Source organism: Pseudonocardia ammonioxydans, assembly GCF_900115005.1.
In the GTDB taxonomy this organism is placed as follows: Bacteria; Actinomycetota; Actinomycetes; order Mycobacteriales; family Pseudonocardiaceae; genus Pseudonocardia; species Pseudonocardia ammonioxydans.
On record NZ_FOUY01000005.1, the window covers coordinates 145,936 to 170,365 of the forward strand.

The 24,430-nt window shown below is 74.4% G+C and carries 23 protein-coding genes; 6 read left to right on the forward strand and 17 right to left on the reverse strand.

The genetic code is table 11. The annotated features are described in order from the left end of the window. Positions 1–6: 6 nt before the first annotated feature. A complete protein-coding gene (locus BM093_RS07285) occupies positions 7–975 on the forward strand; it encodes a CHAD domain-containing protein (protein WP_093339105.1) in 969 nt (322 codons plus the stop codon). A 1-nt stretch (position 976) separates the two neighbouring features. Here BM093_RS07285 and BM093_RS07290 read toward each other — a convergent pair whose 3' ends face one another. From BM093_RS07290 to fdxA, 3 genes are all read right to left on the reverse strand, one after another. Continuing rightward, positions 977–2,188 (reverse strand): MFS transporter, encoded by a 1,212-nt coding sequence (locus BM093_RS07290; RefSeq protein WP_093339108.1) that lies wholly within the window; start codon positions 2,186–2,188, stop codon positions 977–979. Positions 2,189–2,295: 107 nt separating this feature from the next. Continuing rightward, positions 2,296–3,399 carry a succinyldiaminopimelate transaminase gene (dapC, locus tag BM093_RS07295; protein ID WP_093339111.1) on the reverse strand — a complete coding sequence of 368 codons (1,104 nt, stop codon included), beginning with the start codon at positions 3,397–3,399 and terminating at the stop codon, positions 2,296–2,298. Then, on the reverse strand, positions 3,396–3,722 hold the full coding sequence (gene fdxA, locus BM093_RS07300) for a ferredoxin (protein ID WP_085911644.1): 327 nt from the start codon (positions 3,720–3,722) through the stop codon (positions 3,396–3,398). The genes dapC and fdxA overlap by 4 nt, the downstream gene beginning before the upstream one ends. A 127-nt stretch (positions 3,723–3,849) precedes the next feature. On the opposite strand from fdxA, the gene BM093_RS07305 reads away from it, so the two are divergent. Continuing rightward, positions 3,850–4,935, forward strand: a complete 1,086-nt coding sequence (locus BM093_RS07305) for a GNAT family N-acetyltransferase (protein ID WP_093339114.1) — start codon at positions 3,850–3,852, stop codon at positions 4,933–4,935. A gap of 18 nt (positions 4,936–4,953) precedes the next feature. Here the strand turns inward: BM093_RS07305 and BM093_RS07310 are convergent, their stop codons facing one another. From BM093_RS07310 to typA, 11 genes are all read right to left on the reverse strand, one after another. Further along, a complete protein-coding gene (locus BM093_RS07310) occupies positions 4,954–5,754 on the reverse strand; it encodes a hypothetical protein (protein WP_177238312.1) in 801 nt (266 codons plus the stop codon). Continuing rightward, entirely contained in the window at positions 5,755–6,141 is a 387-nt protein-coding gene (locus tag BM093_RS07315) for a hypothetical protein (protein ID WP_093339117.1), read from the reverse strand. After that, positions 6,138–7,043, reverse strand: coding sequence for an N-acetyl-1-D-myo-inositol-2-amino-2-deoxy-alpha-D-glucopyranoside deacetylase (mshB, locus tag BM093_RS07320; protein ID WP_093339121.1), 906 nt, complete (start codon positions 7,041–7,043; stop codon positions 6,138–6,140). The genes BM093_RS07315 and mshB overlap by 4 nt, the downstream gene beginning before the upstream one ends. Positions 7,044–7,052: 9 nt before the next feature. Further along, positions 7,053–8,180 (reverse strand): tRNA (adenosine(37)-N6)-threonylcarbamoyltransferase complex transferase subunit TsaD, encoded by a 1,128-nt coding sequence (tsaD, locus tag BM093_RS07325; protein WP_093339124.1) that lies wholly within the window; start codon positions 8,178–8,180, stop codon positions 7,053–7,055. A gap of 23 nt (positions 8,181–8,203) precedes the next feature. Then, a complete protein-coding gene (locus BM093_RS07330) occupies positions 8,204–9,253 on the reverse strand; it encodes an ABC transporter ATP-binding protein (RefSeq protein ID WP_093339127.1) in 1,050 nt (349 codons plus the stop codon). Continuing rightward, positions 9,250–10,362, reverse strand: a complete 1,113-nt coding sequence (locus BM093_RS07335; RefSeq protein ID WP_093339130.1) for an ABC transporter ATP-binding protein — start codon at positions 10,360–10,362, stop codon at positions 9,250–9,252. The genes BM093_RS07330 and BM093_RS07335 overlap by 4 nt, the downstream gene beginning before the upstream one ends. Continuing rightward, positions 10,359–11,282: an ABC transporter permease gene (locus tag BM093_RS07340; protein ID WP_093339133.1), complete on the reverse strand. Its 924-nt coding sequence runs from the start codon at positions 11,280–11,282 to the stop codon at positions 10,359–10,361. The genes BM093_RS07335 and BM093_RS07340 overlap by 4 nt, the downstream gene beginning before the upstream one ends. Then, entirely contained in the window at positions 11,275–12,255 is a 981-nt protein-coding gene (locus tag BM093_RS07345; protein WP_093339136.1) for an ABC transporter permease, read from the reverse strand. Before BM093_RS07345 ends, BM093_RS07340 begins: the two co-directional genes overlap by 8 nt. A gap of 76 nt (positions 12,256–12,331) precedes the next feature. Continuing rightward, positions 12,332–14,065: an ABC transporter family substrate-binding protein gene (locus tag BM093_RS07350; protein WP_093339138.1), complete on the reverse strand. Its 1,734-nt coding sequence runs from the start codon at positions 14,063–14,065 to the stop codon at positions 12,332–12,334. A 323-nt stretch (positions 14,066–14,388) separates the two neighbouring features. Then, complete coding sequence (locus BM093_RS07355; RefSeq protein ID WP_093339140.1) at positions 14,389–16,260, reverse strand: ABC transporter family substrate-binding protein; 1,872 nt, start codon at positions 16,258–16,260, stop codon at positions 14,389–14,391. Between the two features lie 44 nt (positions 16,261–16,304). Further along, entirely contained in the window at positions 16,305–18,227 is a 1,923-nt protein-coding gene (typA, locus tag BM093_RS07360; RefSeq protein WP_093339414.1) for a translational GTPase TypA, read from the reverse strand. A gap of 109 nt (positions 18,228–18,336) precedes the next feature. On the opposite strand from typA, the gene BM093_RS35790 reads away from it, so the two are divergent. After that, positions 18,337–18,486: a hypothetical protein gene (locus tag BM093_RS35790; RefSeq protein ID WP_177238313.1), complete on the forward strand. Its 150-nt coding sequence runs from the start codon at positions 18,337–18,339 to the stop codon at positions 18,484–18,486. A gap of 189 nt (positions 18,487–18,675) precedes the next feature. Here the strand turns inward: BM093_RS35790 and BM093_RS07365 are convergent, their stop codons facing one another. Beyond that, complete coding sequence (locus tag BM093_RS07365; protein ID WP_143105287.1) at positions 18,676–19,941, reverse strand: type IV toxin-antitoxin system AbiEi family antitoxin domain-containing protein; 1,266 nt, start codon at positions 19,939–19,941, stop codon at positions 18,676–18,678. A 310-nt stretch (positions 19,942–20,251) separates the two neighbouring features. Further along, positions 20,252–21,130 (reverse strand): (deoxy)nucleoside triphosphate pyrophosphohydrolase, encoded by an 879-nt coding sequence (locus BM093_RS37865; protein ID WP_281248694.1) that lies wholly within the window; start codon positions 21,128–21,130, stop codon positions 20,252–20,254. A 106-nt stretch (positions 21,131–21,236) separates the two neighbouring features. On the opposite strand from BM093_RS37865, the gene BM093_RS07375 reads away from it, so the two are divergent. The 3 genes from BM093_RS07375 (at position 21,237) to BM093_RS07385 (ending at position 23,567) form a co-directional block, all read left to right on the forward strand. Beyond that, entirely contained in the window at positions 21,237–22,268 is a 1,032-nt protein-coding gene (locus tag BM093_RS07375) for an ABC transporter ATP-binding protein (RefSeq protein ID WP_177238314.1), read from the forward strand. 110 nt (positions 22,269–22,378) lie between these two features. Continuing rightward, complete coding sequence (locus BM093_RS35795) at positions 22,379–23,107, forward strand: ABC transporter permease (protein ID WP_177238315.1); 729 nt, start codon at positions 22,379–22,381, stop codon at positions 23,105–23,107. Positions 23,108–23,267: 160 nt separating this feature from the next. Then, positions 23,268–23,567 (forward strand): 4a-hydroxytetrahydrobiopterin dehydratase, encoded by a 300-nt coding sequence (locus BM093_RS07385; RefSeq protein ID WP_093339146.1) that lies wholly within the window; start codon positions 23,268–23,270, stop codon positions 23,565–23,567. Positions 23,568–23,582: 15 nt separating this feature from the next. Here BM093_RS07385 and BM093_RS07390 read toward each other — a convergent pair whose 3' ends face one another. After that, positions 23,583–24,395 (reverse strand): carbon-nitrogen hydrolase family protein, encoded by an 813-nt coding sequence (locus BM093_RS07390; RefSeq protein ID WP_093339148.1) that lies wholly within the window; start codon positions 24,393–24,395, stop codon positions 23,583–23,585. Positions 24,396–24,430 lie beyond the last annotated feature (35 nt).

Sequence of the window (24,430 nt, forward strand, 5' to 3'; positions counted from 1 at the left end):
GTGAGCATGGACGGGGCCCCGCAGCCGCCCTCGAACCTGCGCGGTGCCGCCGACCTCGGCGCACCGTTCGGGGCCGGTCCCGGTGAGCCGGCCGTGGAGCACGTCCGCGCGCTGCTCGACAAGCGGTTGCGCGCGATGCTGGGCCACGAGCCCGGCGTCCGGTCCGGCACCGACATCGAGGAGCTGCACCAGATGCGGGTCGCGGTGCGGCGGATGCGTGCCGCGCTCAAGTCGGCCCGGCCCCTGCTCGACCGTTCCTGGGCCGACCGTCTCCGGTCGGACCTGGGGCGGCTGGGCCGTGCACTGGGCCCGGTCCGCGACCTGGACGTGATGATCGACCGCCTGCGTGCCGAGGTCGCCTCGCTGCCGTCCCCGGAACAGGCCGCCGGCGAGCGTCTGGTCGCGGTGCTGGAGGCCGACCGGGTGGCGGCCCGCGCGGCGATGCTGGACGAGCTCGACTCGGACCGGCACGCCGCGTTGCGGTCCACCCTGATCGAGGCGGTGTCGGCGCCGCTGCCCGAAGCACCGGACGGCGCCGCGCGGCCGGCACTGATCGAGCTGGTACGGGCCGAGGCCGCCAAGCTCACCAAGGCCGTGCACCGGGCCGGGCCGAACCCCCCGGACATGACCCTGCACGATCTGCGGATCCGGACCAAGCGGCTGCGCTACACCGGCGAGCTCGTCGAGCCGGCGATGCGTGACGCGGATGGGGCCCGGACCACGGAGTCGAAGCGCGTGCGGAAGATGCTGGTGGCCGCCGCGGGGCTGCAGGAGGTCCTCGGCGACCACCAGGACGCGTGCGTCGCCGAGCACCGCATCCGGGCCCTGCTCGACGAGCTCGGGGCGGCTCCCGATGCCCACGAGGTCTTCGTCGGTGGCCGGCTCGTCGAACGCGAGCGGGCCCGGGCCGAGGTGTTGCGCGGCCAGTGGTGGGATGCCTGGGAGAAGCTCTCCGGACGCGCCGGGAAACTCTGAGCTACTCGGGGCGGTCTCCGATGCGCCAGACCGCCCCCGCCTGCAGCACGGCCCCCGCGACCAGCACGGCGATCGCGGGCGGGAACCCGCCGAGGTCGATCAGCAACCCCATCAGCAGGGGCCCGACCCCGGCCGCGCAGTACCCGACGCCGAGCCCGAACCCGCTGACCGCGGCGCTGCGGGCGGGCGTCGGAGTCCGCCACGCGACCACGGCGAGCCCCAGCGGGAAGCCCGCCCCGACGCCGATGCCGATCAGCACCGCCCACAGCCAGGGCAAGGGCGTCTCCGGCGCGGGCAGGAACAGCGCCCCCAGGGTTCCCGCGAGGCTGCTGAGCACCGTCAGCGACGCCCAGAACCGCCACTTCCACCGTCGTTCGGCGACCGCCGGGAACAGCAGGGCGGCCGGGATCTGCGCGATGCTCCAGCTCGCCAGCAGCAGCCCCCCGGCCTGCGCCGACCAGCCCTGTGACTCGTAGAACGGCGCGAGCCAGGTCAACCAGCCGTAGAACAGCGTCGACGAGCCCGCGAGGTAGCACGCGATCCGGCGGGCGAACGGGTCGCGCCAGGTGCGCAGCTCCTCCGGGGCGGACGCCGGGTCGTCGGCGACCGGCCCGGCCGGACGGGCACGTCCGATCCGGGCCGCGACCGGGATCCACACCGCCACCGCCAGCACCGCCGGTACCGCCCACACCGCGAGCGACAGCGACCACCCGCCGAGCCCGACCGCCAGCGGCACCGCGGCCGCCGAGGCCACCGTCGCGCCGACCATCATCGAGACGACGTAGCCACCGGTGACCGCGCCAGCCCGCTCGGCGAGGTGTTCCTTGACGACCCCGGTCACCAGCACCCCCGCGACACCGATGCCCAGGCCGACCAGCACGCTCCCCGCGATCAGCGCGGGCAACGCGACGACGGCGCGCAGCAGGCTCCCCACGGCGATCGTCGCGACCGCGGCACCGAGCAGGCGTTCCCGCCCGACGCGGGCCGCGACGGAGGCCGCACCGAAGGACCCCGCGGACATCATCAGCACGGCCCCCGCCTGCACCAGCCCGGCCGCACCGGACCCGATGCCGAGGTCGGCCCGGGCCGTCTCCAGCAGCGGCGGGTACCCGGCCAGTCCGGCACGCAGGTTCACCGCGAGTGCCAGCACGCCCAGCAGGACCAGCCCCGGCCGGACCGCCCGATGCGTGGACGACGTGCTCGGTGACGACATCGGGCGGCTCCTCCACCGGCGGTGTTGCCGGACGAAACGGTGTGGCGAGCACACCGGGGCCCGCCGCGGACGTGCCGCCCGCCGACGGGCCCCGGGTACGGAGTTGCTCAGCCGGCTCCGAGACGGTCGACGGCGGCGTCGATGCGCTCGTCCGGCGCGGTCAGCCCGACCCGGACGTGCCGGGCACCGGCGGGCCCGTAGAACTCGCCGGGCGCCACCAGGATCCCGAGGTCGGCGAGCCGGTCCACGGTCTGCCTGCACTGCTCACCCGCGGTGGCCCACAGGTAGAGACCGGCCTCGGAGTGCTCGATCTCCAGGCCCGCCTTCTCCAGCCCGGCACGCAGCCGGGCGCGACGGGCGTCGTACCGGGCGGCCTGCTCCGTGACGTGCGTGTCGTCGGTCACGGCCGCCTCCAGCGCCGCCTGCACCGGCCTCGGGACGATCATCCCGGCGTGCTTGCGCACCTCCAGCAGCCCCGAGACCAGCGCCGGGTCACCGGTGACGAACCCGGCCCGGTAACCGGCCAGGTTCGAGACCTTCGACAGCGAGTGCACGGCGAGCAGGCCGGTGGGGTCGCCGTCGCACACGTCGGGGTGCAGCACCGAGCGCGGCGCCGGGTCGGCCTCACCGGGCAGGCCGAGGTAGCACTCGTCGGAGGCGACGACCGCGCCCCGCTCGCGGGCCCAGGAGACCACCTTCCGCAGGTGCTCGACGGGCAGGACCCGACCGGTCGGGTTGGACGGCGAGTTCAGCCAGATCAGCTTCACCCGGGCCGGACCGGCGGCCGTCAGACCGTCGGACCGCAGATACCGGGCCCCCGCCAGCCGGGCGCCGACCTCGTAGGTCGGATAGGCCAGCTCCGGGATGACGACGGTGTCGCCGCTCTCCAGCCCCAGCAGCGTCGGCAACCAGGCGACCAGCTCCTTGGAACCGATCGTCGGCAGCACCGCCGCCGGGTCCACGTCGGGCACACCGAACCGGCGGCGCAGCGAGGCCGCGATCGCCTCACGCAGCGATGCCGGGCCGTGGGTCGTCGGGTAGCCGGGCTCCCGTGCCGCCGGACCGGACAACGCCTCCCGGAGCTGCTCGGGCACCGGGTCCACCGGGGTGCCGACCGACAGGTCGACGAGGCCGCCCGGGTGCGCGGACGCCCGCTCCCGCGCGGGAACCAGCGAGTCCCACGGGAAGTCGGGCAGGTCCAGTCGGCTCACTCGTCGTGTTCCTGCGGGGGCAGGCTCTTGGCGGGCTCGACGTCGCGGTCGACCTTGCCGACCTTGGAGGCGCCGCCGGGCGAGCCGAGCTCGTCGAAGAAGTCGACGTTGGCCTTGGTGTAGGCGGCCCACTGCTCAGGGACGTCGTCCTCGTAGTAGATCGCCTCCACGGGGCAGACCGGCTCACACGCACCGCAGTCGACGCACTCGTCGGGGTGGATGTAGAGCATCCGTCCGCCCTCGTAGATGCAGTCCACCGGGCATTCCTCGATACACGCCTTGTCGAGCAGGTCGACGCAGGGTTCGGCGATCACGTAGGTCACTTCGGTGGTCCTCCACTCGGGCCGCGGGCACCCGTAGATCATGTGGTGGCGGGGTGCCCGGTCAAACTGGGACTCCCGCAGGTTAACCCGCGACCCCGGCAGGGGCAGGAGTGAGGTGGTCAGTGCCATGCTGGACGATCTGCTCGGACGCCGGGTGACGCTCCGGTTCCGGATCGCCCCGGACGGCGCGCCGGGCCCGCGGTTCACCGATGCCGTGGGTGAGCTGACCACCGCGGACAGCCCCGATGCGGTGGTCGTCCGCACCCGGTCCGGGGAGGTCCGGGTGGAACGCGACACCGTCGTGGCCGTGCGGGAGGTGCCGCCGGCGCCCGCCCGACGGGCATCCCGAGCCGCGGTCGCCCGGCTGGAGCGGCTGCGGTCGGACGCATGGCCGGCTCCGGTGCGCCGCGAGCTCGGTGGCTGGCTCCTCCGGGCCGCCGGTGGGTACACCAAGCGCGCCAACTCGACGCTGGCGCTCGGTGACCCGGGAATGCCGGTCGAGGCCGCCCTCGATCAGGTGCGGGAGTTCGCCGACGAGCACGGCATCGCACCGCTGGTGCAGGCCCCGGTGGGCTCGCCGGGGTCGAACCGGATCCTCGAGGCCGGGTGGCGCGTGGCCGACCCCGGCGAGTGCCTGGTGCTCGTCGCCTCGCTCGACGACGTCGCCCCCGCCGGGGCGCCGGTCACGGACCTGCCCGACAGTCCGCCCGACGGCTGGTGGTCGGTCTTCGACGAGCAGGTCCCGGCCCCCGGATCGTCGGCCCGCGCCGTGGTCGCCCCCGGTCCGCAGGCCACCCCCACCGGCGCCGAGGTGCGCCCCGGTATGCAGAGCAAAGCGGCGCAGAGGCAGGTCAGCGGGGTGGTGCGCCGAGGTGAGCAGAGCAAAGCGACGGCGGACCCCCTCCCCCGCGTCGGCTTCGGCATGATCGTCTCCGAGAGCGGGGCGGCCGCAGCGGTCCGCGCCGCGGTCGTCGAGGACCACGTCTACGTCTCGCGGCTGCACGTGCGTCCCGAGCACCGCCGACGCGGGCTGGCCGGCGAGCTCATGGGGACCGTCCTGTCCTGGGGGCGCGCCGCCGGGGCCCGGCACGCCCTGCTCGACGTCACCGCGGACAACACGGCGGCCCGGGCGCTCTACGCGGCGGCCGGCTGGACCGAGCACCACCGGTACCACTACCTGGTGCCCGGAGCGCCGGGCGGCACGCGAGGCTGAGCCGAGCGTGCGCAGCGCTCAGCGGCGCTGAGCGGCGGCGAGTCCCTTGCGCTCCAGCCAGGTCCGCGCCTGCCGGGCCGCGCGCTTGAGACCGGACCACTCGCCCAGGTACTTCCCGACGACGCCGACGACCGGCAGCATCCCGAGCCACTGGTGGTAGAAGCGCCCGCCGGGGCGCTTGTCCAGCTCGTCCTCCACCGACCACAGTGCCCGGCCCAGCCGCCACACCGCGCCACCGACCCGCTTCAGCGTGGCCCGCGTGCCGCGCCCGGCCAGCTCGCCGGTGAGCTCCGCGGCGCGCGCGTCTGCGGCGGCGTCCTCCTCGGCGGTCAGGTCCCGCCCGGCCGTGCTGAGCTCGCGCTGGAACAGCACCGCCGCGAGCAGCTCCACCAGCCGGTCCTCGTCCCGGACGCCGTGCTCGCCGGCGACGGCCACCAGCAGCAGCCCCCCGCCGGCCGCGCCGACCGTGTCGGACACCGGCAGGGTCCGGGCCAGCGCGCCGCCGAGACCGGGGACGGCCGCGATCAGCGTCGTGAACCGGCCGAGCCGATACACCCACCAGTGCGCGCGGGCGTCGACGTCCATCCGGGCCCACGCCGCCGTCCCGGGGACCTGCACCGACGCCAGCGCGTCCAGGATCTTGCCGGCGAGCGTGCGCTCCTCGGGCTCCGCGTCCAGCTCCCCCGACGCGCCGGGCGTCACGCGCGCCCGCAGCCCGAACGGGTCGGACTCACGCAAGCCGTCCAGCACCGGACGGGTCGCCCGCACGAACGGTCGCAGGACCGTCACCAGCTGTTCGTCGGTGATCTTGCCGATCATCTAGCGCACCTGCTGCGCCCGGCTCGCGGCGAGGTTCTCGACCGCCCGGCGGAACGCCACCAGCCCGGACGCCGCCCCCGCGACCAGCAGCAGCATGGACTGCCAGGTTCCCGGCAGCAGCACGTCGCCGCCCGGCCCGAACAGGCCCAGCACCAGCACGGAGACGAACCACACGGCCACCGGCGCGGCCGCCCCCGCCGCGGTCGGCGAGATCTCGGTGACCGAGGTGCGCACGAGCCACGGCAACGACACGACGACGAGCACCGTGCCGATCGGCACCGGCACCGGACCGATGTAGAGCATCTGGAACATCAGCTCGAACGCCACCAGCAGCACCGAGACCAGCGTCAGCAGCGCGGCGAGCGGCAGCCGGGTCGGATCGCTCACGACAACCCCTCGAACAGGTCCGTCTCGGGCTTCTCGGTCGGCTCGGCCCCGGCGAGCACGAACTCCTCGGTCCCGAGCAGCGGCTGGGTGATCCCGTTGCTCATCGCGTACGCCGCCCACCCGGACCCGGTCCGGACGTCGATCTGGGTGGCGTGCGCCCGCATCGCGGCGATCCGCTCCTCGTCGTGGGCGGACACGTCGAGCCGGGTGGTGACGGCGGCCTCGTCGTGGCCGGGGTGCTCGTCGGGCTCCGGCCAGCGCAGACCGCTGCGCTCCGGGTCGCCGTCGCAGGCCGTGAGCAGCTCGGCCAGCCCCTCCTCCAGCAGTGCCGTGGACCGCACCGTGAAGTACAGCTTCGCGACGATGTCCGGGCGCGCGGCCGCCGCGGCGGCGGTCAGCTCGTGCGCGCGGACGTGGTCCGGGTGCCCGTACGACCCGTCCGCGGCGTAGGACACCAGCACCTGCGGGCGGACCTCGTCGACGACGTCGAGCAGCTGGGCGAGCTGGGTGCCGAACACCTTCGGGGCCGCGAACGCGCGCGGGTGCAGCCGGGGCGGCAGCGCCGCCCGGGTGCCGTGCCCGGCGAGCACCATCCCGGTGTCCCGCCAGCGACCGGCACCGCCGAGGTAGCGGTGCCGCGGACCACCGAGCGCGGCGAGCGCGGCGTCCAGCTCGCGGGTGCGGTACCCGCCCAGCTGGTCACCCCGGTCGGGGGCGAGCTCGGCGAGCTCCGGCGGGATCACCTCGCCCTCCTCGCCGAGGGTGCAGGTCACGACGGTGACCTCGCACTCCGGGTCGGCGGTGTAGCGGGCGATGGTGCCGCCGGTGGTCAGGGTCTCGTCGTCCGGGTGCGCGTGGACGAGCAGCAGCCGGTGGGCGGGAGACGGGTGGGCGCGAGACACCGATGAAGCCTACGGGGCGCCGGCGCCGCCCGACGGCACGCCCGCCCCGGGGGCGACCGTCACCGGCAGCGGGAACTCCGCGGCCTCCCCGGACGCCGGCGGCACCGGGACCCCGGCACCGCTGAGCGCCACGGTCGGCACCGCCGTCGTCGCCAGGCCGGCCGGGGCGACACCGCCCCGGACCAGCAGGTCCCCGAGCGCGGCGATCATGGCGCCGTTGTCGGTGCACAACCGGGGCGCCGGCACCCGCAGCGTGATCCCCGCGTCCGCGCACGCCCGCTCCATCTCGGCGCGCAGCACCCGGTTCGCCGCGACCCCGCCGACCATGAGCAGCGTGTCCGCTCCGCGCTCGACGCAGGCCCGCAGCGCCTTGCGCACCAGCACGTCGACGACGGCCATCTGGAACGACGCGGCCACGTCCGCGACCGGGAGCGCCCGGCCCGCGTCCTGCGCGGCCTCGACGTGCCGGGCGACGGCCGTCTTCAGCCCGGAGAAGGAGAACCCGAACACGGCGTCGCGCGGCCCGGTCATCGGCCGGGGGAACGCGACCGCGGCCGGGTCCCCGTCGAGCGCGGCCCGCGACACCGACGGCCCGCCCGGGTAGGGCAGCCCGAGCAGCCGGGCGACCTTGTCGAACGCCTCCCCGGCCGCGTCGTCGACGGTGTCACCGAGGTGTTCGACGGGGTCGTGGGCGAGGTCGCCGAGCGACAGCAGCGAGGTGTGCCCACCGGAGACGATCAGGCAGACGCAGCGCGGCGGCAGCGGTCCGTGCTCCAGGACGTCGACGGCCGCGTGCCCGGCCAGGTGGTGCACGCCGTAGAGCGGCACGTCCAGCGCGGCCGCGTAGGCCTTCGCCGCGGCGACCCCGACGTGCAGGGCGGGTGAGAGACCCGGCCCCGCGGTGACCGCGACGGCGTCCACCTCGGACAGCGACACGCCCGCGGCGTCGACGGCGGCGCGGACCATCGGCACCACGGCGCTCACGTGCGCCCGCGCCGCGACCTCGGGGACGACGCCGCCGAAGCGGGCGTGCTCGTCGGCCGAGGACGCCAGGCCCTCGCCGAGCAGCACCCCGTCCCGGACCAGGCCGGCCCCGGTCTCGTCGCACGACGTCTCGATCCCCAGCACCAGCGACACGCCGCCAGTGTCCCACCGGGTGCCTAGAGCAGCGCGCGCGCCTGCGCGAAATGGCAGGCCACCGGGTGTCCGGTGCCCCGGTCGGTCAGCGCCGGCTCCTCGTCGGTGCACGTCTGCTGCTGGTCGGCCGAGAGCTCGTGGGCGAACTTCGGGCAGCGGGTGCGGAACCGGCAGCCCGACGGCGGATCGGCCGGGTTGGGCAGGTCACCGATGACGGTGATCCGCTCCCGGGCCCGCTCGCGCCGCGGGTCGGGCAGCGGGATCGCCGAGATCAGCGCGTGCGTGTACGGGTGCCCCGGCGCGCTGAACAGCGACGACGCCGGCCCGGTCTCGACGATCTTCCCGAGGTACATGACCGCGATCCGGTCGGCGATGTGGCGCACCACCGACAGGTCGTGCGAGACGAACAGGTACGACAGCCCGCGCTCGGCCTGCAGCTCCTGCAGCAGGTTGAGCACGCCGGCCTGGATCGAGACGTCCAGCGCCGACACCGGCTCGTCCAGCACGATCAGCTTCGGGTGCAGCGCGAGCGCGCGGGCGATGCCGATGCGCTGGCGCTGGCCGCCGGAGAACTCGTGGGCGTAGCGGTTCCCGTGCTCGGGCTTGAGCCCGACGGTGCTCATGAGCTCGCGGACCCGGTCGCGGCCGTCGGCGCCGTAGAGGCCGTGGATCCGCAGTGGCTCGGCGATCAGCTCGTTCACCGGCATCCGGGGGTCCAGCGACGCGTACGGGTCCTGGAACACCAGCTGCATCTCCCGGCGCAGCGACCGCATCCGCCCGGGCGACAGGGCCGTGATCTCCCGGTCGCCGAACCGGACCTCGCCGGCGGTGGCCGGGATCAGGTTCAGCGCGACGCGGGCCAGCGTCGACTTCCCGCAGCCGGACTCGCCGACCAGTCCGAGCGTCTCGCCCTCGGCGATGTCGAACGACACGTCGCTGACGGCCTGCACCGCACCGGCCCGGCGCCGGAACAGGCCACCGGAGCGGATCGGGAACTCTTTCACCAGGTGCCGCACCGAGAGCAGGGTGGGCGCGCTCGTGGACCGCGTCGTGGCCTCCGTGGTGCTGCTCATCGGCCGGCCTCCCCGGTCAGCGCGGTCGGATCGGCGGGCGCGGCACCGTGGCCGGTGAGGTCCTCACCACCGCCGGCGTCGAAGACCTCGCCGGCCGCGGCCCCGGCCAGCTGGGACGAATGGTGGCACGCGGCCCGGTGCCCGTCCCCGGACGTGCCGGCCGCATCCTCGACCCCGACGAGCTCGGGCTCGACCTCGCGGCACACCTCCGACGACAGCGGGCAGCGCGGCGTGAACGGACAGCCCGGCGGCATGTTCACCACCGACGGCGGTGAGCCGGGGATCGGCGTGAGCCGCTCCGCCGGGCGGTCGAGGCGCGGCAGGCTGCCGAGCAGGCCCAGTGTGTAGGGCATCCGCGGGGTGTAGAAGATGTCCTCGACCCCGCCGACCTCGACCGGCTTGCCGGCGTACATGACCATCACCCGGTCGGCCTGGCCCGCGATCACGCCGAGGTCGTGGGTGATCAGCACCATCGCGGCACCGGTTGCCCGCTGTGCCGCCGCCAGGGCTTCCATCACCTGTGCCTGCACGGTCACGTCCAGCGCCGTCGTCGGCTCGTCGGCGATGATCACGTCCGGGTCGTTGGCCATCGCGATCGCGATGACGACCCGCTGGCGCATCCCGCCGGAGAGCTCGTGCGGGTAGGAGTCGACCCGCTGGTCGGGGTTGGGGATCCGCACCGTGCCCAGCAGCTCGATCGCCCGCTCCCGGGCCGCCGCCTTGCTCACGTCGCGGTGGGCCAGCACCGCCTCCGCGATCTGGTACCCGACGGTGTAGACCGGGTTCAGCGAGGTCATCGGGTCCTGGAAGATCATCGCGATCCGCTCGCCGCGGACCCTGGTGAGCTCGTCCTCGCTCGCGGCGAGCAGGTCTACGCCGTCGAACCGGATCGTGCCCTCGACCTGCGCCGTGGGCGGGAGCAGGCCCATCACCGCCAGCGAGGTCACCGACTTCCCGGAGCCGGACTCGCCGACGATGCCGAGCACCTCCCCCCGGTGCAGGGTGTAGTCCACGCCCCGGACGGCCCGGACCGGGCCGTCCCCGCTGGGGAACGTCACGGTCAGCCCGGAGACGCGCAGGATCTCCGGGCCGGTCTGCTGGTCGGTCACTGGCGCACCTTCGTCTGCTGCGGGTCGAACGCGTCACGCAGGCCGTCGCCGATGAAATTGATCGTGAGCGCGATGATGATGATGAACAGTCCGGGGAAGTAGAACAACCACGGCCGGGTCGTCAGCGCCGTCTGTGCCTCGTTGACCAGCAGCCCGAGCGAGGTGTCCGGGACCTGGACGCCGAAGCCCAGATACGACAGCGCGGTCTCGAGCAGGATCGCCAGCGCGACCAGGATCGTCAGGTTGACCAGGATCGAGCCCAGCGCGTTCGGTACGAGGTGCCGCACGATGATCCGGGTGTTCGACGCGCCCAGCGCCCGCGCGGCCTCGATGAACTCCTTCTCCCGCAGCGAGAGCACCACCCCGCGGGCCACCCGGGAGACATAGGCCCAGTACAGCCCCGCGATGACCAGCCCGATCAGGTACCAGGTCCCGCCGAGGTTGTGCGCGAGCATGGCCGCCACGGCGATCAGCGGCAGGGTCAGCACGAGGTCGGCGATCCGCATCATGATCGTGTCGACCCAGCCGCCGAAGTAGCCGGCGATCGAGCCCCACAGCGTCCCGACGAACGTCGCCAGCAGGGCGACCATCACCGAGACCTGCAGCGAGGTCCGGGTGCCGCCGAGCACCTGGGCGAACTGGTCCTTGCCGACGGCGTCGGTGCCGAACGGGTGGGCGAGCGACGGTGGCGCGGAGTTGTCGGGGGTGATCTGACCGACGTCGTAGCGCCAGAGCGGACCCACGACGTAGGCGAGCAGCACCAGCAGGACGAGCACGACGAGGCTGACCATCGCCGCCCGGTGCTGCAGGAACCGGCGCAGCACGAGCTGGGCCTGGCTGCGTTCCTCGACCGTGAACTCGCGGTCCGGGTCGGCGGGGGCCGCGGGCCGGGGGTGCGTCGTGTCGATGGCGTCAGGCATAGCGGATCCTGGGGTCGAGGACGCCGTAGAGCAGGTCGGCGACGAGGTTGAGGACGATCACGATCGTCGCCGAGATCAGCAGCCAGGACGTCACGGCGTAGGTGTCGAACTGCCGGATCGACTCGATCAGGAAGTCGCCGAGCCCGCGCCACTGGAAGACCGTCTCGGTGATCACGGCACCACCGAGGATGGTCGCCATGTCCAAGGCCGTCACGGTGGTCAGCGGGATCAGCGCGGTGCGCAGCGCGTGCCGGAACATCACCGTCCGCCGGGGCAGGCCCTTGGCCCGGGCCAGCCGCACGTAGTCGGAGTTCAGCGTCTCCAGCATCGAGGCCCGGGTGAACCGGCTCCATGCCGCGTAGGAGATCAGCGCGAGCGCGATCGTCGGCAGCACCATGTGCCCCGCGACGTCCGCGACCCGCGCGAGCAAGCCGTCCGGCGGCGGGATCGACGACGCCCCGATCGTGTAGATGACCTGGTCGCCGACGATGGTGTTGAAGTCGATGCCGCCCTGCTTGAGCAGGATGGCCAGCCAGAACGACGGCATCGCCAGGAACAGGAAGCCGATGAACGTCGCCGCGTAGTCGGACTTCGAGTACTGCTTCACGGCCGTGTAGACGCCGACCAGCACGGCCAGCACCAGCGCGACGATCATCGCAACGATGATCAGCCGCATCGTCACCCAGAACCGGGTGGCGAGCTCCTCGCCGATGTCCTGGGTGGCGATGACCGAGGGCCCGAAGTCTCCCCGGAACACTCCGCCGAGCCAGGCCAGGTAGCGCGGCACCAGCGGCTCGTCGAGGTGCAGCCGGGCGGCCTCGGCGTCGAGGACCGACTGCGGGGGCGGGGGGTTGCGCAACAGGAGTGGGGTCAACGGGTTGCCGGACAGCGTGCCCAGCCAGAACACGATGAACGACGACACCAGCAGGATCGGGATCGAGATCACGATCCGGCGCACTGCGTAGAGAAGCATGTGGAGGTCTTTCCTACACGTGGTGGGAGCGGCGACCGGCCCGCTCGTGACGGGCCGGTCGCCGGGTGGCCGGGGGTCAGCTGCCGGCGCGCAGGGCCCACTCGCCGGCGTTGTAGGTCGGGCCGGCGAGGCTGGCGTTGCCGCGGACGTTGGCCACGGTGTCCTGGGCCGCGATCAGGGTCGGCTTCTGGTAGAGCGGCAGGACGTAGGCGTCCTCCATGATGATGCGGTCGGCCTCGTTCAGGGTGGCCGTGGCCGCCGCCTTGTCCGCCGACGAGGCCGCCTCGTTCAGCATCGCGTCGGTGCGCGGATTCTTGTACTGGCCGAAGTTGTTGCCCGAGCTCGACAGGAACGTCTGCTGGGCGTTCGCGAACGGTGCGGGCGACTGCACCCAGGCGAAGACCATGATGTCGTAGTCACCGGCGGACAGGGTGGTGCCGAGATCGTCGGTCGGCTCGACCGCGACGTTGATCCCCAGCTGCTTCATGTAGCCGGCGAACAGCTCGCTCTCGTTCTGCCGGATGGCGTTGCCGACGGTGTAGCGGATCCGCATGTCCGGCACGGCCTCGCCGCTCGGCGCCACCAGCTTCTCCCCGACCCCGGTGTAACCGGCGTCGGTGAGGATCTGCTTGGCCCGCTCGACGTCGCCCGACCCCAGCCCGGTGGCGGTGACGTTGTCGGTGTAGCCCTCCATCTGGGGCAGGAACATCAGGCTGTTCAACGGCTGCACGTCCGGATTGAACTGGCCGACCGTCTTGGCGATGATGTCCTCGCGGTTCACCGCGGTGTACATCGCCTGGCGCAGCGCCTTGTCCTGCAGGAACGGGTTGCGCAGGTTGAAGTCGTAGTGCTCCCACTGGATCCCGAGCTGCTGGTTCTGGGAGACGTTCGGGATCTGCTGGATCTGCTGGACGATGTCCACCTGCGGCTGCGGGTAGATCACCTGCACCTCGTTGTTCTGGAGCGCGATCGGCTCCTGGGTGGCATCGGTGATCACCCGCATGATCAGCTGGTCGAGCTTCGGCTTGGTCGCGCCGTACCAGCGCGGGTTCGGGGCGAGCGTGAGCGCCTGGTTGTCCTGCCAGTTCTCGACGACGTACGGCCCGCCGGAGTAGGTCGGCGGGTTCTTCCCGAACCAGTCGAACGACGCCGCGATGCCCTCGGGGGTGTTCAGGTCACCGTGCTGCGCGGCGATGTGCGCCGGGTAGAGCGGCTGCCCGGAGCTGAAGTAGTTCTGCCAGTCGGTGAACGGGTGGCTCAGCGTCATCGTCGCGGTCTTGCCACCGTCGGAGCCGACGACGTCCTGCACCACGTCCCAGCCGCCGTTGCCCGCGGTCGCGCACTCCGGGCACTCGGTCGGGCTCTGCATCTTCCAGCTGTAGGCGAAGTCGTCGGCGCTGATCGGCGTGCCGTCGCTCCAGACCGCCTCCGGCTTGATCTTGTAGACGATCGTGGTCGGGTTCACCAGGTCGGCCGACACCATGAGGTCGGTGTTCAGCGCCAGCGTGAGATCCGGCTGCGTGTCGAACGCGGCCGGCAGGTAGGCCTGGGTCGCCATCCCGGTCTCGAACACGTTGCCGTCGGCCGAGACGACGTTCCAGTTCGGGATGTTCTTCTCGATCGCGAAGGTGATCGTCCCGCCCTGCTGGAGCTGGTCCTCCGGGACCGAGTTGCAGTTGTTGATGTTCTCGGCGCAGTCGGCGAAGTTGCCGCTCGCGGTGGCACCGCCCCCGCCCCCCACGCCGCACGCGCTGAGCAGCAGGGCACTGGCCCCCGCCACCGCGACCGCGGCCGCCGCCTTCATTCTCATCGTCGTGACGCGCCTCTCGGGTCAGTGGGTGCACGCCGGTGTGGCACCCGTTCGGGACGGCGGACACCCGGATGTACTGCCGGGTAACCCGCCTCGGGGCACGCTAGGAACCGCCTCCCCCTGCCGCGACGCCCGTCGCCGATCGTGATCGAAGGGTGACCTCCGAACGGCGTAACGCCATCGCGGCGAACCGGACGCTAACAACGGGAGGGGTCGGCTCGGCAGGTCTTCGCCGCACTTCGAGACCTGTTTGGTACACACGTACCACTCGGCCGTCCCGGCGCCGGGCCGGTGCGGCCGGAGCCCGGCCGCACCGAATGGCGTCAGTTCTCGGGCTCGCCGGCCTCGTTGGTCGACACGGCCTCGCTCGAGCCCTCGGGCTCGCCCCAGGTCTTCGCCCCGGTCATCGGGCCGGTCGCGATCGGGCCGGGGGTCACCCGCGTCGAGGCGTCGGTCTGCGGGTTGCTGATCACCAGGCCGCGGTTCTGGTAGAGGGGCAGCGCCGGCAGCTGGCGCCACAGCACCCGCTCGGCCTCGGCGACGACCGCCGGGTCCGCCGGGCCGGTGAGCAGCTGGTCGAGCAGCGGCTGCAGGGCCGGGAAGCAGGACGTGCCGGGCAGGTCGTCCGGGACGTCGTCGGGCGGGCAGCCGTAGTCGGAGACCAGCCGCGGCCCGATCGCCCCGTACGCCGAACGGGGTGCGACGAGCACGTCGACCGCCACCGACCCCCCGTCACCGGGGGTCGTCGTCGGCGTCGCGGACGTCGTGGGTGTCGACTCCTGCGGGGTCGGCTGCTCCGGGGTCGGCTGGGGCGCGTCCCCACCGGGCGCCGCTCCCGCACCGGGAGCGGGGGTCGACGTCGGTGTCGGCGTGGTGGGCGCGACGCTGGCGCTGGTCAGCAGGTCCGGCGTGGCCGGGGCGACGACCGTCGCCCCGATCCCGGCGGCCGTGAGCTGTTCGGCGACGACGCGGGCGATCTCGACGTCCTCGCTGCGCTCGGTACCCGCGCCGATCACCACGTTCAGCGGGCGCCCGCCGAGCGACCAGCGCCCGTCGGCGCCGCGGACGTAGCCGGCCTCGGTCAGTGCCGCCTCGGCGCCCGCCCGGTCCGGGCGGCCGGGGGCGCCGTCCGGGGCGGTCGGCGCGTACCCCGCGTCGGACGGCGCGAGGCCGAACGCGTCGACGGCGGTGGAGTCCGGGCTGACGCGTTCGCGGATCGCGTCGCGGTCCAGGCTCGCCGCGACGCCCTCGCGCACCCGGGGGTCGGCGAGCGGGCCGTCCTGGGTGCGGAAGCTCAGCTGCTGCACCGACGGGCGCGGCCCGCTCTGCACGGTCGGGGGCTTCGGCGAGCCGGCGAGGACGTCGAGGGCCTGCGTGACCGCGGGCCGCGCGTCCGGCAGGGCGAGGTCGATGCCCTGGCTCTCGAGGGCCGTCGGCAGCGTGTTCGGCGGGATGCGCCGCAGGATGACCTCGTCGACCACCGCCGGGGTGTCCCAGTACGGGTCGTTGCGCACCAGCAGGACCTCACCCCGCAGCCGGTCCACCTGCATCAGCCGGAACGGCCCGCCCGAGGCGGGGACGCCACCCCGGAACGGTGCGGTCCACCCACCGGGCGCGTCCTTGAGCAGGTGCGCCGGCAGCAGGTTGGTGAACAGCTCCTTCCAGTGCGGGTAAGGCTCGTCGAAGACGACGTCGACGGCCTTCCCCGCGGCCCGGGAGCGCACGTCGGTGATCTCCCGGTAGCCGGCGGAGCCGATCGTGTTCGGCTGGCTGCGCATCTGCTGCCAGAGGTAGACGAAGTCCTCGGCGGCGATCGGCGCCCCGGTCGACCAGCCGGCCTCGACGTCGAGCTCGTAGCTGACCGTGAACGGCTCCTGCGAGGTGACCTTCGCGTCGGTGGCGACGGTCCGGTCCAGCTGCAGCACGCCCTCGGCGTCCGGCCGGAACACCGACGGCAGCGCCATCGCCGCGATCGCCGTCGTGACCGTCGACTGGTCCGAGCGCAGGTGCGGGTTGAAGCCGGGGCCCAGGTCGTCGACCCCGGCCACCACCCGGGTCGGCGTGGTGGCCGCCTCGGTCGGTGGCGCCGGGTCCGGCGGGGGCGCCGGCTGCGGGTCCGCGGAGCACGCGGTCAACGCCAGCAGACCGGCCAGCAGCAGCGCGGGGAGCGCGCGGAACGGTCGACGTGCGGTCACTCCCGCAGTATCGCCGTCGCCCCCGCGCCGCCCCGCGCCCGGTCTCACTTGGCCGCGTTCGCCGCCGCCTTGGCCCGCGACCGGGCGCGGGCGCGCGCGTTCGGGTCCAGCTCGACCTTGCGGATCCGGATGTTCTGCGGGGTGATCTCGACGCACTCGTCGGGCGCGCAGAACTCCAGCGACTGCTCCAGCGACAGCACCGTGGGCGGGGTCAGCTTGACCAGCTCGTCCGCGGTGGACGACCGGATGTTGGTCAGCTTCTTCTCCCGGCAGATGTTGACCTCGAGGTCCTCGGCGCGGGTGTACTCGCCGACGACCATGCCGCTGTAGACCACCGTGGTCGGCCCGACGAACAGCGTCCCCCGGTCGGCGAGCTGGTCCACCGCGTACGCGGTGACCGGCCCGGAGCGGTCGGCGATCAGCGAGCCCTTGTTGCGGGTGCGGATCTCACCGACCCAGGGGGCGTACCCGTCGAACACGTGGCTGGCGATGCCGGCCCCGCGGGTGACCGTCATGAACTCGGTGCGGAAGCCGATCAGGCCACGGGACGGGATCCGGAACTCCATCCGGACCCGGCCCTCGCCGTGGATCATGTCGCCCATCTCGCCCTTGCGGCCGGCGAGGAGCTGGGTGACGGCACCGAGGCTGTCGTCGGGCACGTCGACCGAGAGCTGCTCGAACGGCTCGTGCAGCTTGCCGTCGATCGTCCTGGTCACCACCTGCGGCTTGCCGACGGTGAGCTCGAAGCCCTCCCGCCGCATGGTCTCGACCAGCACCGCGAGCGCGAGTTCGCCGCGGCCCTGCACCTCCCAGGTGTCGGGCCGCTCGGTGGGCAGCACCCGGACCGACACGTTGCCGATCAGCTCGGCGTCGAGGCGGTTCTTGACCAGGCGGGCGGTCAGCTTCTTGCCCGGCACCGGGTCGCGACCGGCCAGCGGCGAGGTGTTGGTGCCGATCGTCATCGAGATGGCGGGCTCGTCGACGTCGATCCGCGGGAGCGCGACCGGGTGGTCCGGGTCGGCGAGGGTGTCGCCGATGGTCACGTCGGCGATCCCGGCGACGGCGACGAGGTCACCGGCGTGGGCCTCGTCGGCCGGGACGCGGGTCAGCGCCTCGGTCATCATCAACTCGGTGATCTTGACGCGCGGGGTGGACCCGTCCTCCCGGCACCAGGCGACCTGCTGGCCGCGGCGCAGCACACCGCCGCGGATCCGGCACAGCGCGATCCGGCCGAGGAAGCTCGACGCGTCGAGGTTGGTGACGTGCATCTGCAGCGGGGCGCCGGGGTCGTCGGCCGGCGGCGGGACGACGTCGAGCAGCGTCTCGAACAGCGGGGTCAGGTCGTCGGAGTCGGGCAGCTCACCGTCGGCGGGACGCAGCCGCGAGGCCTTGCCGGCGCGGCCGGAGGCGTAGACGACGGGCAGGTCGAGCAGGTGGGCGGTGGCCGACTCGTCGATCTCGAGCTCGTCGGCCAGCTCGAGCAGCAGCTCGAGGGACTCGTCGACGACCTCGGAGATCCGGGCGTCACCGCGGTCGGTCTTGTTGACGACCAGCATCACCGGCAGACCGGCGGCGAGGGTCTTGCGCAGTACGAACCGGGTCTGCGGGAGCGGACCCTCGGAGGCGTCGACGAGGAGCACGACCCCGTCGACCATGGACAGGCCGCGCTCGACCTCACCGCCGAAGTCGGCGTGGCCGGGGGTGTCGACGACGTTGATCGTGTAGCCCTGCCACGCCACCGCGGTGTGCTTGGCGAGGATCGTGATGCCCTTCTCGCGCTCGAGGTCGCCGGAGTCCATGATCCGGTCGACGGGCTCGTTGCGCTCACCGAAGGCGCCGGACTGGCGCAGCATGGCGTCGACGAGAGTGGTCTTGCCGTGATCGACGTGGGCGACGATCGCGACGTTGCGCAACTCGGGACGGCCCGGGGTGCCGGGCCGGGCATCGGGGACGGCGTCGCTGTCGATGTGGGACGCGGTGCCGAGTGCCGAGGCGGAACGAGGGATGGTCACATCACCACGGTATCGGCCGCAAGGTCTGTTCCTGCTGCGTGGTGCAGGTTAGCCTGACCTCATCATGGGTAAGGTCAAGAAGAAGTGCTGCCGGTCCAAGCCGAAGCGCTGCAAGAACTGTCCCGTGGTGGCGATGCGGCTGCGGAAGGCCGGCGCCGACGACCTGAGCGGCAAGGCGTTCCAGCGCGCGCTGAAGGTGGCCCGGGTCTACTGATCCCGTTCCTGCCCTGCTGAGCAGGGAAGAATTTCTCCTCGCGCGGTGACCGGTCACCGCGCTCCGTGGTTCGGCCGGGCCGCTCCCCGGCACGTCACATGATCAATGTGCCCGGTCCGGTGCCGCCGCGGAGCGGGCCGGGCGGACACGGTCGCACCCGCCCGGACGGGCCGCCGGGCATGGTCGAGATCACATCGTCGTCCCGGTCACCGTCGCCCGCGCGGGGCCGCGGGAGCGCCTCGTCGGCGTGCTCCGCGCGGGCGGTGCCGGGTGCACGGCCGCCACCGTGGCGCCGGGTCGCTGCCAGGGGTCCGCCGGGTCGAGCACGATCACCCGCCAGCCGTTCCGGCGCAGCACCGCGCGCCGCCAGCCCGCGCCCTCGCCGTCCGTGTTGCCGCCCCCGGCCACGTTCCCGACCCCGGCCACGTTCTCGTCCACGGCCACGGCCACGGCCCCGGCCCCGGTCCGGGAGCCGAGGCCCGGGCCGGAGCACTGCGCGGGGTCCGCGCCGGCGATCTCCACCGCGACCCGGGCCGCCGGGAACGCCAGCCGCAGCACCACGCCGGCGACCTCGTGCTCGCACCGCCAGCCCGGCACACCGTGGCGCACCAGCAGCGCGCGGAGCCGCTGCAGCGCGTGCTCGCCGGCCTGCCGGGACGCCGACGCCAGCATCCGGCCGATCGCCGCCGACCCGTGCGCGCCCACGTTGCGGGCCCGGGCGGCGGTGAGCGCAGCCAGGTCCGGGACGTGCGCGGGGCCGCTCTCCGCAGCTCCGGCCCGCGCTCCGGCTCCCGCTCCGGCCCGCGCTCCCGCTCCGGCTCCGGCTCCGGCTCCGGCTCCGGCTCCGGCTCCGGCTCCGGCGAGCGTGCGGATCAGCAGCGCCTCGCCCGCGACGTGCGGCTCCAGCGCGGCCTCGAGCACGGCGAGCGCCGGGGCCGCCACCGCGATCCCGGCGTGTCCGGCGACGTCGGCCGGATCGAGGCCGCGGCGGCGCACCTGGATCCCGGCGCGGGGCCGCGGTGCCCGCCGCCGTGGCACGGTCACGGTGACCGTCGCGGGTGCGGCATCGAGCAGGCCCCACCACCATGCGGCGGCGGCCCCGGTCAGCACGGCGTCCTCCCCCGCCCACAGCACCACGGCGCGGACGCGGAGCTCCTCGGTGACCGGATGGCGGGTGTCCCGGTAGACGCGCGGCTGCACCGGTACCCAGTAGCGGGCGGCGAGGCGGCGGTCGACCGCGTCCGGTGACAGGCCGTGCCGCAGCGCCTGCGCCCGGGTGAGCAGGCCACCCTGCGCGGCGACCAGCTCGTCGAGCGGGCCCTGCGGCGTCGCGCCGCGGCGGCGCCGGCGACGGCGGTCCGGACCGGGTACCGACCGGCACCGCCGTCCCGGCGCGTCGACACCCGGGCCCGGTGCCGCGGCCGGATCCGTAGCCGCCCCGGGCGCCGTGGCCACCCCGGACACCGACAACGCAGAGCAGGCCGGCCGGACGGGCACGGACTGCGGAGGCACGGGCTGCGGTCGCACGGACTGCGGTGGCACGGGCTGCGGTCGCACGGACTGCGGTGGCACGGACTGTGGTGGCGCGGACTGCGGTGGCACGGACTGTGGTGGCGCGGGCTGGGGTGGCGCGGGCTGCGGTGGCACGGGAGCCGGGTCGGTGAGCGGGGTGGCGGCTGTGGGTGTCATGCGGCTTGGACGACGTCCGCGCCGCGGCGGTTCCACATTTCTTCGGCGGGGTTCCGGTTCGGCACGCGTGACCGCGTCAGGGACGCAGCAGCGCCCGCAGCTCCGCGACGACGGCCCGGTCGGCATCCAGCCAGCCGAGCCCGGCGACCTCGTGGGCGCCCACCCAGCGCAGCGAGCGGTGCTCGCGGGCCTGCGGCTCCGGCGAACCCGGCACGAGGCGGGCGGTGTGGATCCGCAGGACCCGGCGCCCGATCGGCAGATCGGTGCCGATCCGGGTGTCGGTGCCGTTCCGGGTGTCGGTGCCGATCCGGGGATCGGCGCCGGGCCGGGGCTCCACGACGATCCGCGCCCCCAGTTCCTCCACGCACTCGCGGACCAGCGCTGCGGCCTCGGTCTCACCGGGTTCGACACCGCCACCGGGCAGTTCCCACCGCCCGGCCAGCTCCGCCGGATAGGACCGCTGCGCGACCAGCAGCCGTCCGTCCCGCACGATCGCCGCCCCGACCACGACGGGGGCCTGCCGCAGCTCGGCCACCCGTTCCGCGAGGACGTCCCGGCGGGCCTCGAGCAGCCGGCGTCCGCGCCGGCGCAGCACCGGGTCCGAGATCCGGCCCGGCGCACCGAGGGGTGCCGTCCAGGCGAGCTCGTCGCGGACCCGGCTGCCGGCGCCCTCCAGCGTCACCCGGGTCGCGTGCGACAGCGTCCGCAGCGGACCCGCGGCGCGCTCCGAGCACAGGCCGTCGGTCCCTGCCCGGATGATCCGGGTGCGGACGCCGAGCAGCCCGCCCGCCGCGGCCACCCGCACCTCGTCGCCGGCGACCAGCAGCCGGGCCGGCACCTCCAGCCGGGCGCCGGCGCGGGCGAGGGCGGTGGCCGCCGGCCCGGTCTCGCGGAGCACGCCGGCGACGAGTCGCGGCGGTCCGTCCACGTGGTCCTCGAGGCTCAGCACCGGCACGCCGGTGATCCTCGCAGGAGGCGGCCGGGTACCGGCTCCGCCACCTGCTCGCCGCGGATCTCCCGGAATCGCCCCGGCGGCGGGGCCGGCCGGTCACGCTGGCTCCGTGCAGCAGAGTCGCGCCACCCACCCGGTACCCGACGTCCGGCCGGACCGGCCGCCCGCGCTCCGCGCCGTCGGGCTGGGCCGCGGGTTCGGCTCCCGCCGGGTCGTCGACGGCGTCGACCTGGACGTCCCGATGGGATCGGTGCTCGGCCTGCTGGGCCCGAACGGCGCCGGGAAGACCACGCTGCTGCGGATGCTGGTGGGGCTGCTGGCGCCGACCGAGGGCGCGGTGGAGCTCCTGGGACGCCGGCTGCCCGGCCACGCCGCGGAGGTGCTCCCGCACGTGGGCGCACTGATCGAGGGCCCGGCGCTGCACGCGCACCGCACCGGGCGGCAGAACCTGCTGCGCCACGCGGCGGCCGAACCGCTGCTGTCCAGCGCCCGGATCCCGGCCGCCGTGGACGCCGTGCTGCACCGGGTCGGTCTCGCCGACGTCGCCGACCGCCGGGTCCGCGGGTACTCGCTCGGGATGCGCCAGCGGCTCGGGCTCGCCGTGCCGTTGCTGACCCGGCGGCGGCTGGTCGTGCTCGACGAACCGACGAACGGCCTCGACCCCGCCGGCACCCGCGACGTGCGGCGGCTGGTCGCGGAGATGAACGCGGCGGGCGCCACCGTCGTCGTCAGCTCCCACCTGCTCTCCGAGGTCGAGGCGACCTGCTCGCACGTCGCCGTCCTGCACCACGGACGGCTGGTGGCCGGCGGGCCGCTGCCCGCGCTGCTCGGCGACCGCCCGGGCCCGCTGCTCGTGACCACACCGGACGGCGACCGGGCGGTCCGGGTGCTGGTGGCCCGTGGGATCGACGCCGAGGAGGTCCCACGGACCCGGGTGCACGTGGCGCCCGGCCCGGCCGCGCCGGACGTCGTCGCGCTGCTGGTCCACGCGGGAGTGGCGGTGCAGGAGGTCACCCGCCCGGCGGCCCGGCTGGACGAGGTGTTCGCCCGCCTCACCGCCGGCTCCGCACCACCGGTGCACCACGACGACCGGCACGCGGTACCGCCGGCGTGGGCGGCGACGGCCGGGGCACGTCGATGAACGCGCCGGTCCGGGCGCTCCCGATCACCGGCGGTCCGCCCGCCCCGGGACCGCCCCGTCCACGTCCCCGCGCCGGCACCCGTCCGACGGCGGCCCCACCGGGCCGCCTGGTGCGGTCCGAGCTCGAGCTGGCCCTGCTGCGCCCGCGGACGGCGGTCGTCCTGCTCACGGCCGCGGTGGTCCCGGTGCTGGCGACCGCCGGCCTGGCCGGCGGCCCGGAGCAGCTCGCGCACACGCTCGGGGTGCTCGTGGTGGCGCTCTCCGAGCCGGCCGCGCTGCCGCTCGGCATGCTGGTCGTGCTCGTCGCGGCGGACGGGTTCGCCGCCGAGCGGCACAGCGGCACGCTGGACGGGTTGCGGCTGTCCCCGGTCGGGCCGGGCCGGTTGGTGGCGCTCAAGGCGTCGGCCGTGCTGGCCGCCGCGGTGCTGGCCGCGGTCGTCGTGGTGGGAACGGCGGTGCTCGCCGGTGCACCGGTCCTCGGCACCGGCCCGTACGGCACGGGATCGACGCTCGGCCGCGCCGTGCTGCTCGCCGGGTGGGTCGCGGCGCAGCTGGCCGGGCTCGGGATGCTGCTGCTGGCACTGTCCGCGGCCGTCCGCCGGCCCGCCGTCGTCGTGGCCGCGGGCCTGGCCGCCCTCACCGTCGCACCGTTCGTCACGGTCGTCTGGGGTGCGGCCGCCCCGGTGCTGCCGACCGGGCACTGGCACGAGGTGCTCGCCGCGGTCACGGCCGTCCCGGTCGCGACGACGGCGCCGTGGGCGACCACGGCCCGGGCCGCCGGATTCACGATCGCCGGAGCCGGGCTCGCGGTGTTCGCGCTGACCCGGCGGGCCTCCTGACCCCGGCGGGCTGCTGACCCCGGCGGGCCGCTGATCCCGGCGGGCCTGCTGATCCCGGCGGGCCTGCTGACGCGGGGTTCTGCCGGGATCCGGCGGGACCGGCCGGGCGACGCGGGTGTTCCGGCGCGACGGACCGCCCGGTGTGCGCCACGATGGGGCGATGGCCACTTCCCTGCTGACCGACGCCGAGATCACCGACGCGCTGCAGACGCTGCCCGGCTGGCAGCGGGACGGCGCGTCGATCGTGAGGACCGCGAAGCTGCCGGACTTCGTCGCGGCCGTGTCGGTGGTGGACCGGGTCGCCGAGGACGCCGAGGCGGCCGACCACCACCCCGACATCGACATCCGCTACAACACGCTCACGTTCCGGCTGTCCACGCACTCCGAGGGCGGCCTGACCGCGAAGGACACCGACCTCGCGGCCCAGATCTCCGACCGGATCACCACGGCGGGCGGCTGAGGACCGGGCCCGCGCTCAGAAGCGACGGTTGCGCAGCACCGGGATCTGCTCCCGGACCCGCTCGGCGGCTGCCGGGTCGACGTCGACGACGAGCAGCCCCGGGTCGGCGCCCAGTGCGTCCACCACCTCGCCGCGCGGGCCGGCGACGAGGCTGTACCCGATGCCGGTCGGCGCCTTGCCGTGCTCCCGGCCGACGGTCGTCGGGTCGGCCTGGTCGCACGCGACGACGAACGACCCGGTGTCCAGCGCCCGGGCCCGCACCAGCAGCTCCCACTGCTCGCGCTTGCCCGGCCCGGCGCCCCAGGACGCCGGGACGAGCTGCACGACGGCCCCGGCATCGGCCAGGCGCTGGTAGAGCCCGGGGAAGCGCACGTCGTAGCAGGTCGACAGCCCGACCGTCGTCGCACCGGTCCCGGGCCCCGCGGCCTCCGGGACCTCGGCGGTGACCGGGTCGGTGCCGGGCGCGACCGTGTCGGACTCGGCGAACCCGAACGCGTCGTACATGTGGATCTTGTCGTAGTGCGTGTCGACCCCGGCGCCGATGACGAGCAGCGTGTTGCGGACCCGGCCGTCGCCGGAGGGGGTGAACATCCCGGCGGCCACGGTGATCCCGGCCGCCGCGGCCAGCTCACGCACCCGGGTCGCCCACGGCCCGTCCACCGGCTCGGCGACCGGGCCCAGCGCGACACCGAAACAGCACATCGTGGCCTCGGGGAACACGACCAGCCGGGCCCCGGCCCCGGCCGCCTCCCGGATCCGCAGGCCGACCTCGGCGAGGTTCTCCTCCGGGTCCCGGGTGGACGAGATCTGGGCCAGGGCGATCCGCATGTGTCGGTCGTACCACGTCCACCCGGTGGACGTAC

Coding starts and splice junctions, on each gene's coding strand:
- BM093_RS07345 (WP_093339136.1), bottom strand. CDS start 12,255: ATGCTTCTCTACGCAGTGCGCCGGATCGTGATCTCGATCCCGATCCTG.
- BM093_RS07330 (WP_093339127.1), bottom strand. CDS start 9,253: ATGAGCAGCACCACGGAGGCCACGACGCGGTCCACGAGCGCGCCCACC.
- BM093_RS07385 (WP_093339146.1), top strand. CDS start 23,268: ATGGCCACTTCCCTGCTGACCGACGCCGAGATCACCGACGCGCTGCAG.
- BM093_RS07350 (WP_093339138.1), bottom strand. CDS start 14,065: ATGAGAATGAAGGCGGCGGCCGCGGTCGCGGTGGCGGGGGCCAGTGCC.
- BM093_RS35790 (WP_177238313.1), top strand. CDS start 18,337: ATGGGTAAGGTCAAGAAGAAGTGCTGCCGGTCCAAGCCGAAGCGCTGC.
- BM093_RS07340 (WP_093339133.1), bottom strand. CDS start 11,282: ATGCCTGACGCCATCGACACGACGCACCCCCGGCCCGCGGCCCCCGCC.
- BM093_RS07390 (WP_093339148.1), bottom strand. CDS start 24,395: ATGCGGATCGCCCTGGCCCAGATCTCGTCCACCCGGGACCCGGAGGAG.
- BM093_RS07290 (WP_093339108.1), bottom strand. CDS start 2,188: ATGTCGTCACCGAGCACGTCGTCCACGCATCGGGCGGTCCGGCCGGGG.
- BM093_RS07305 (WP_093339114.1), top strand. CDS start 3,850: ATGCTGGACGATCTGCTCGGACGCCGGGTGACGCTCCGGTTCCGGATC.
- BM093_RS07285 (WP_093339105.1), top strand. CDS start 7: ATGGACGGGGCCCCGCAGCCGCCCTCGAACCTGCGCGGTGCCGCCGAC.
- BM093_RS07310 (WP_177238312.1), bottom strand. CDS start 5,754: ATGATCGGCAAGATCACCGACGAACAGCTGGTGACGGTCCTGCGACCG.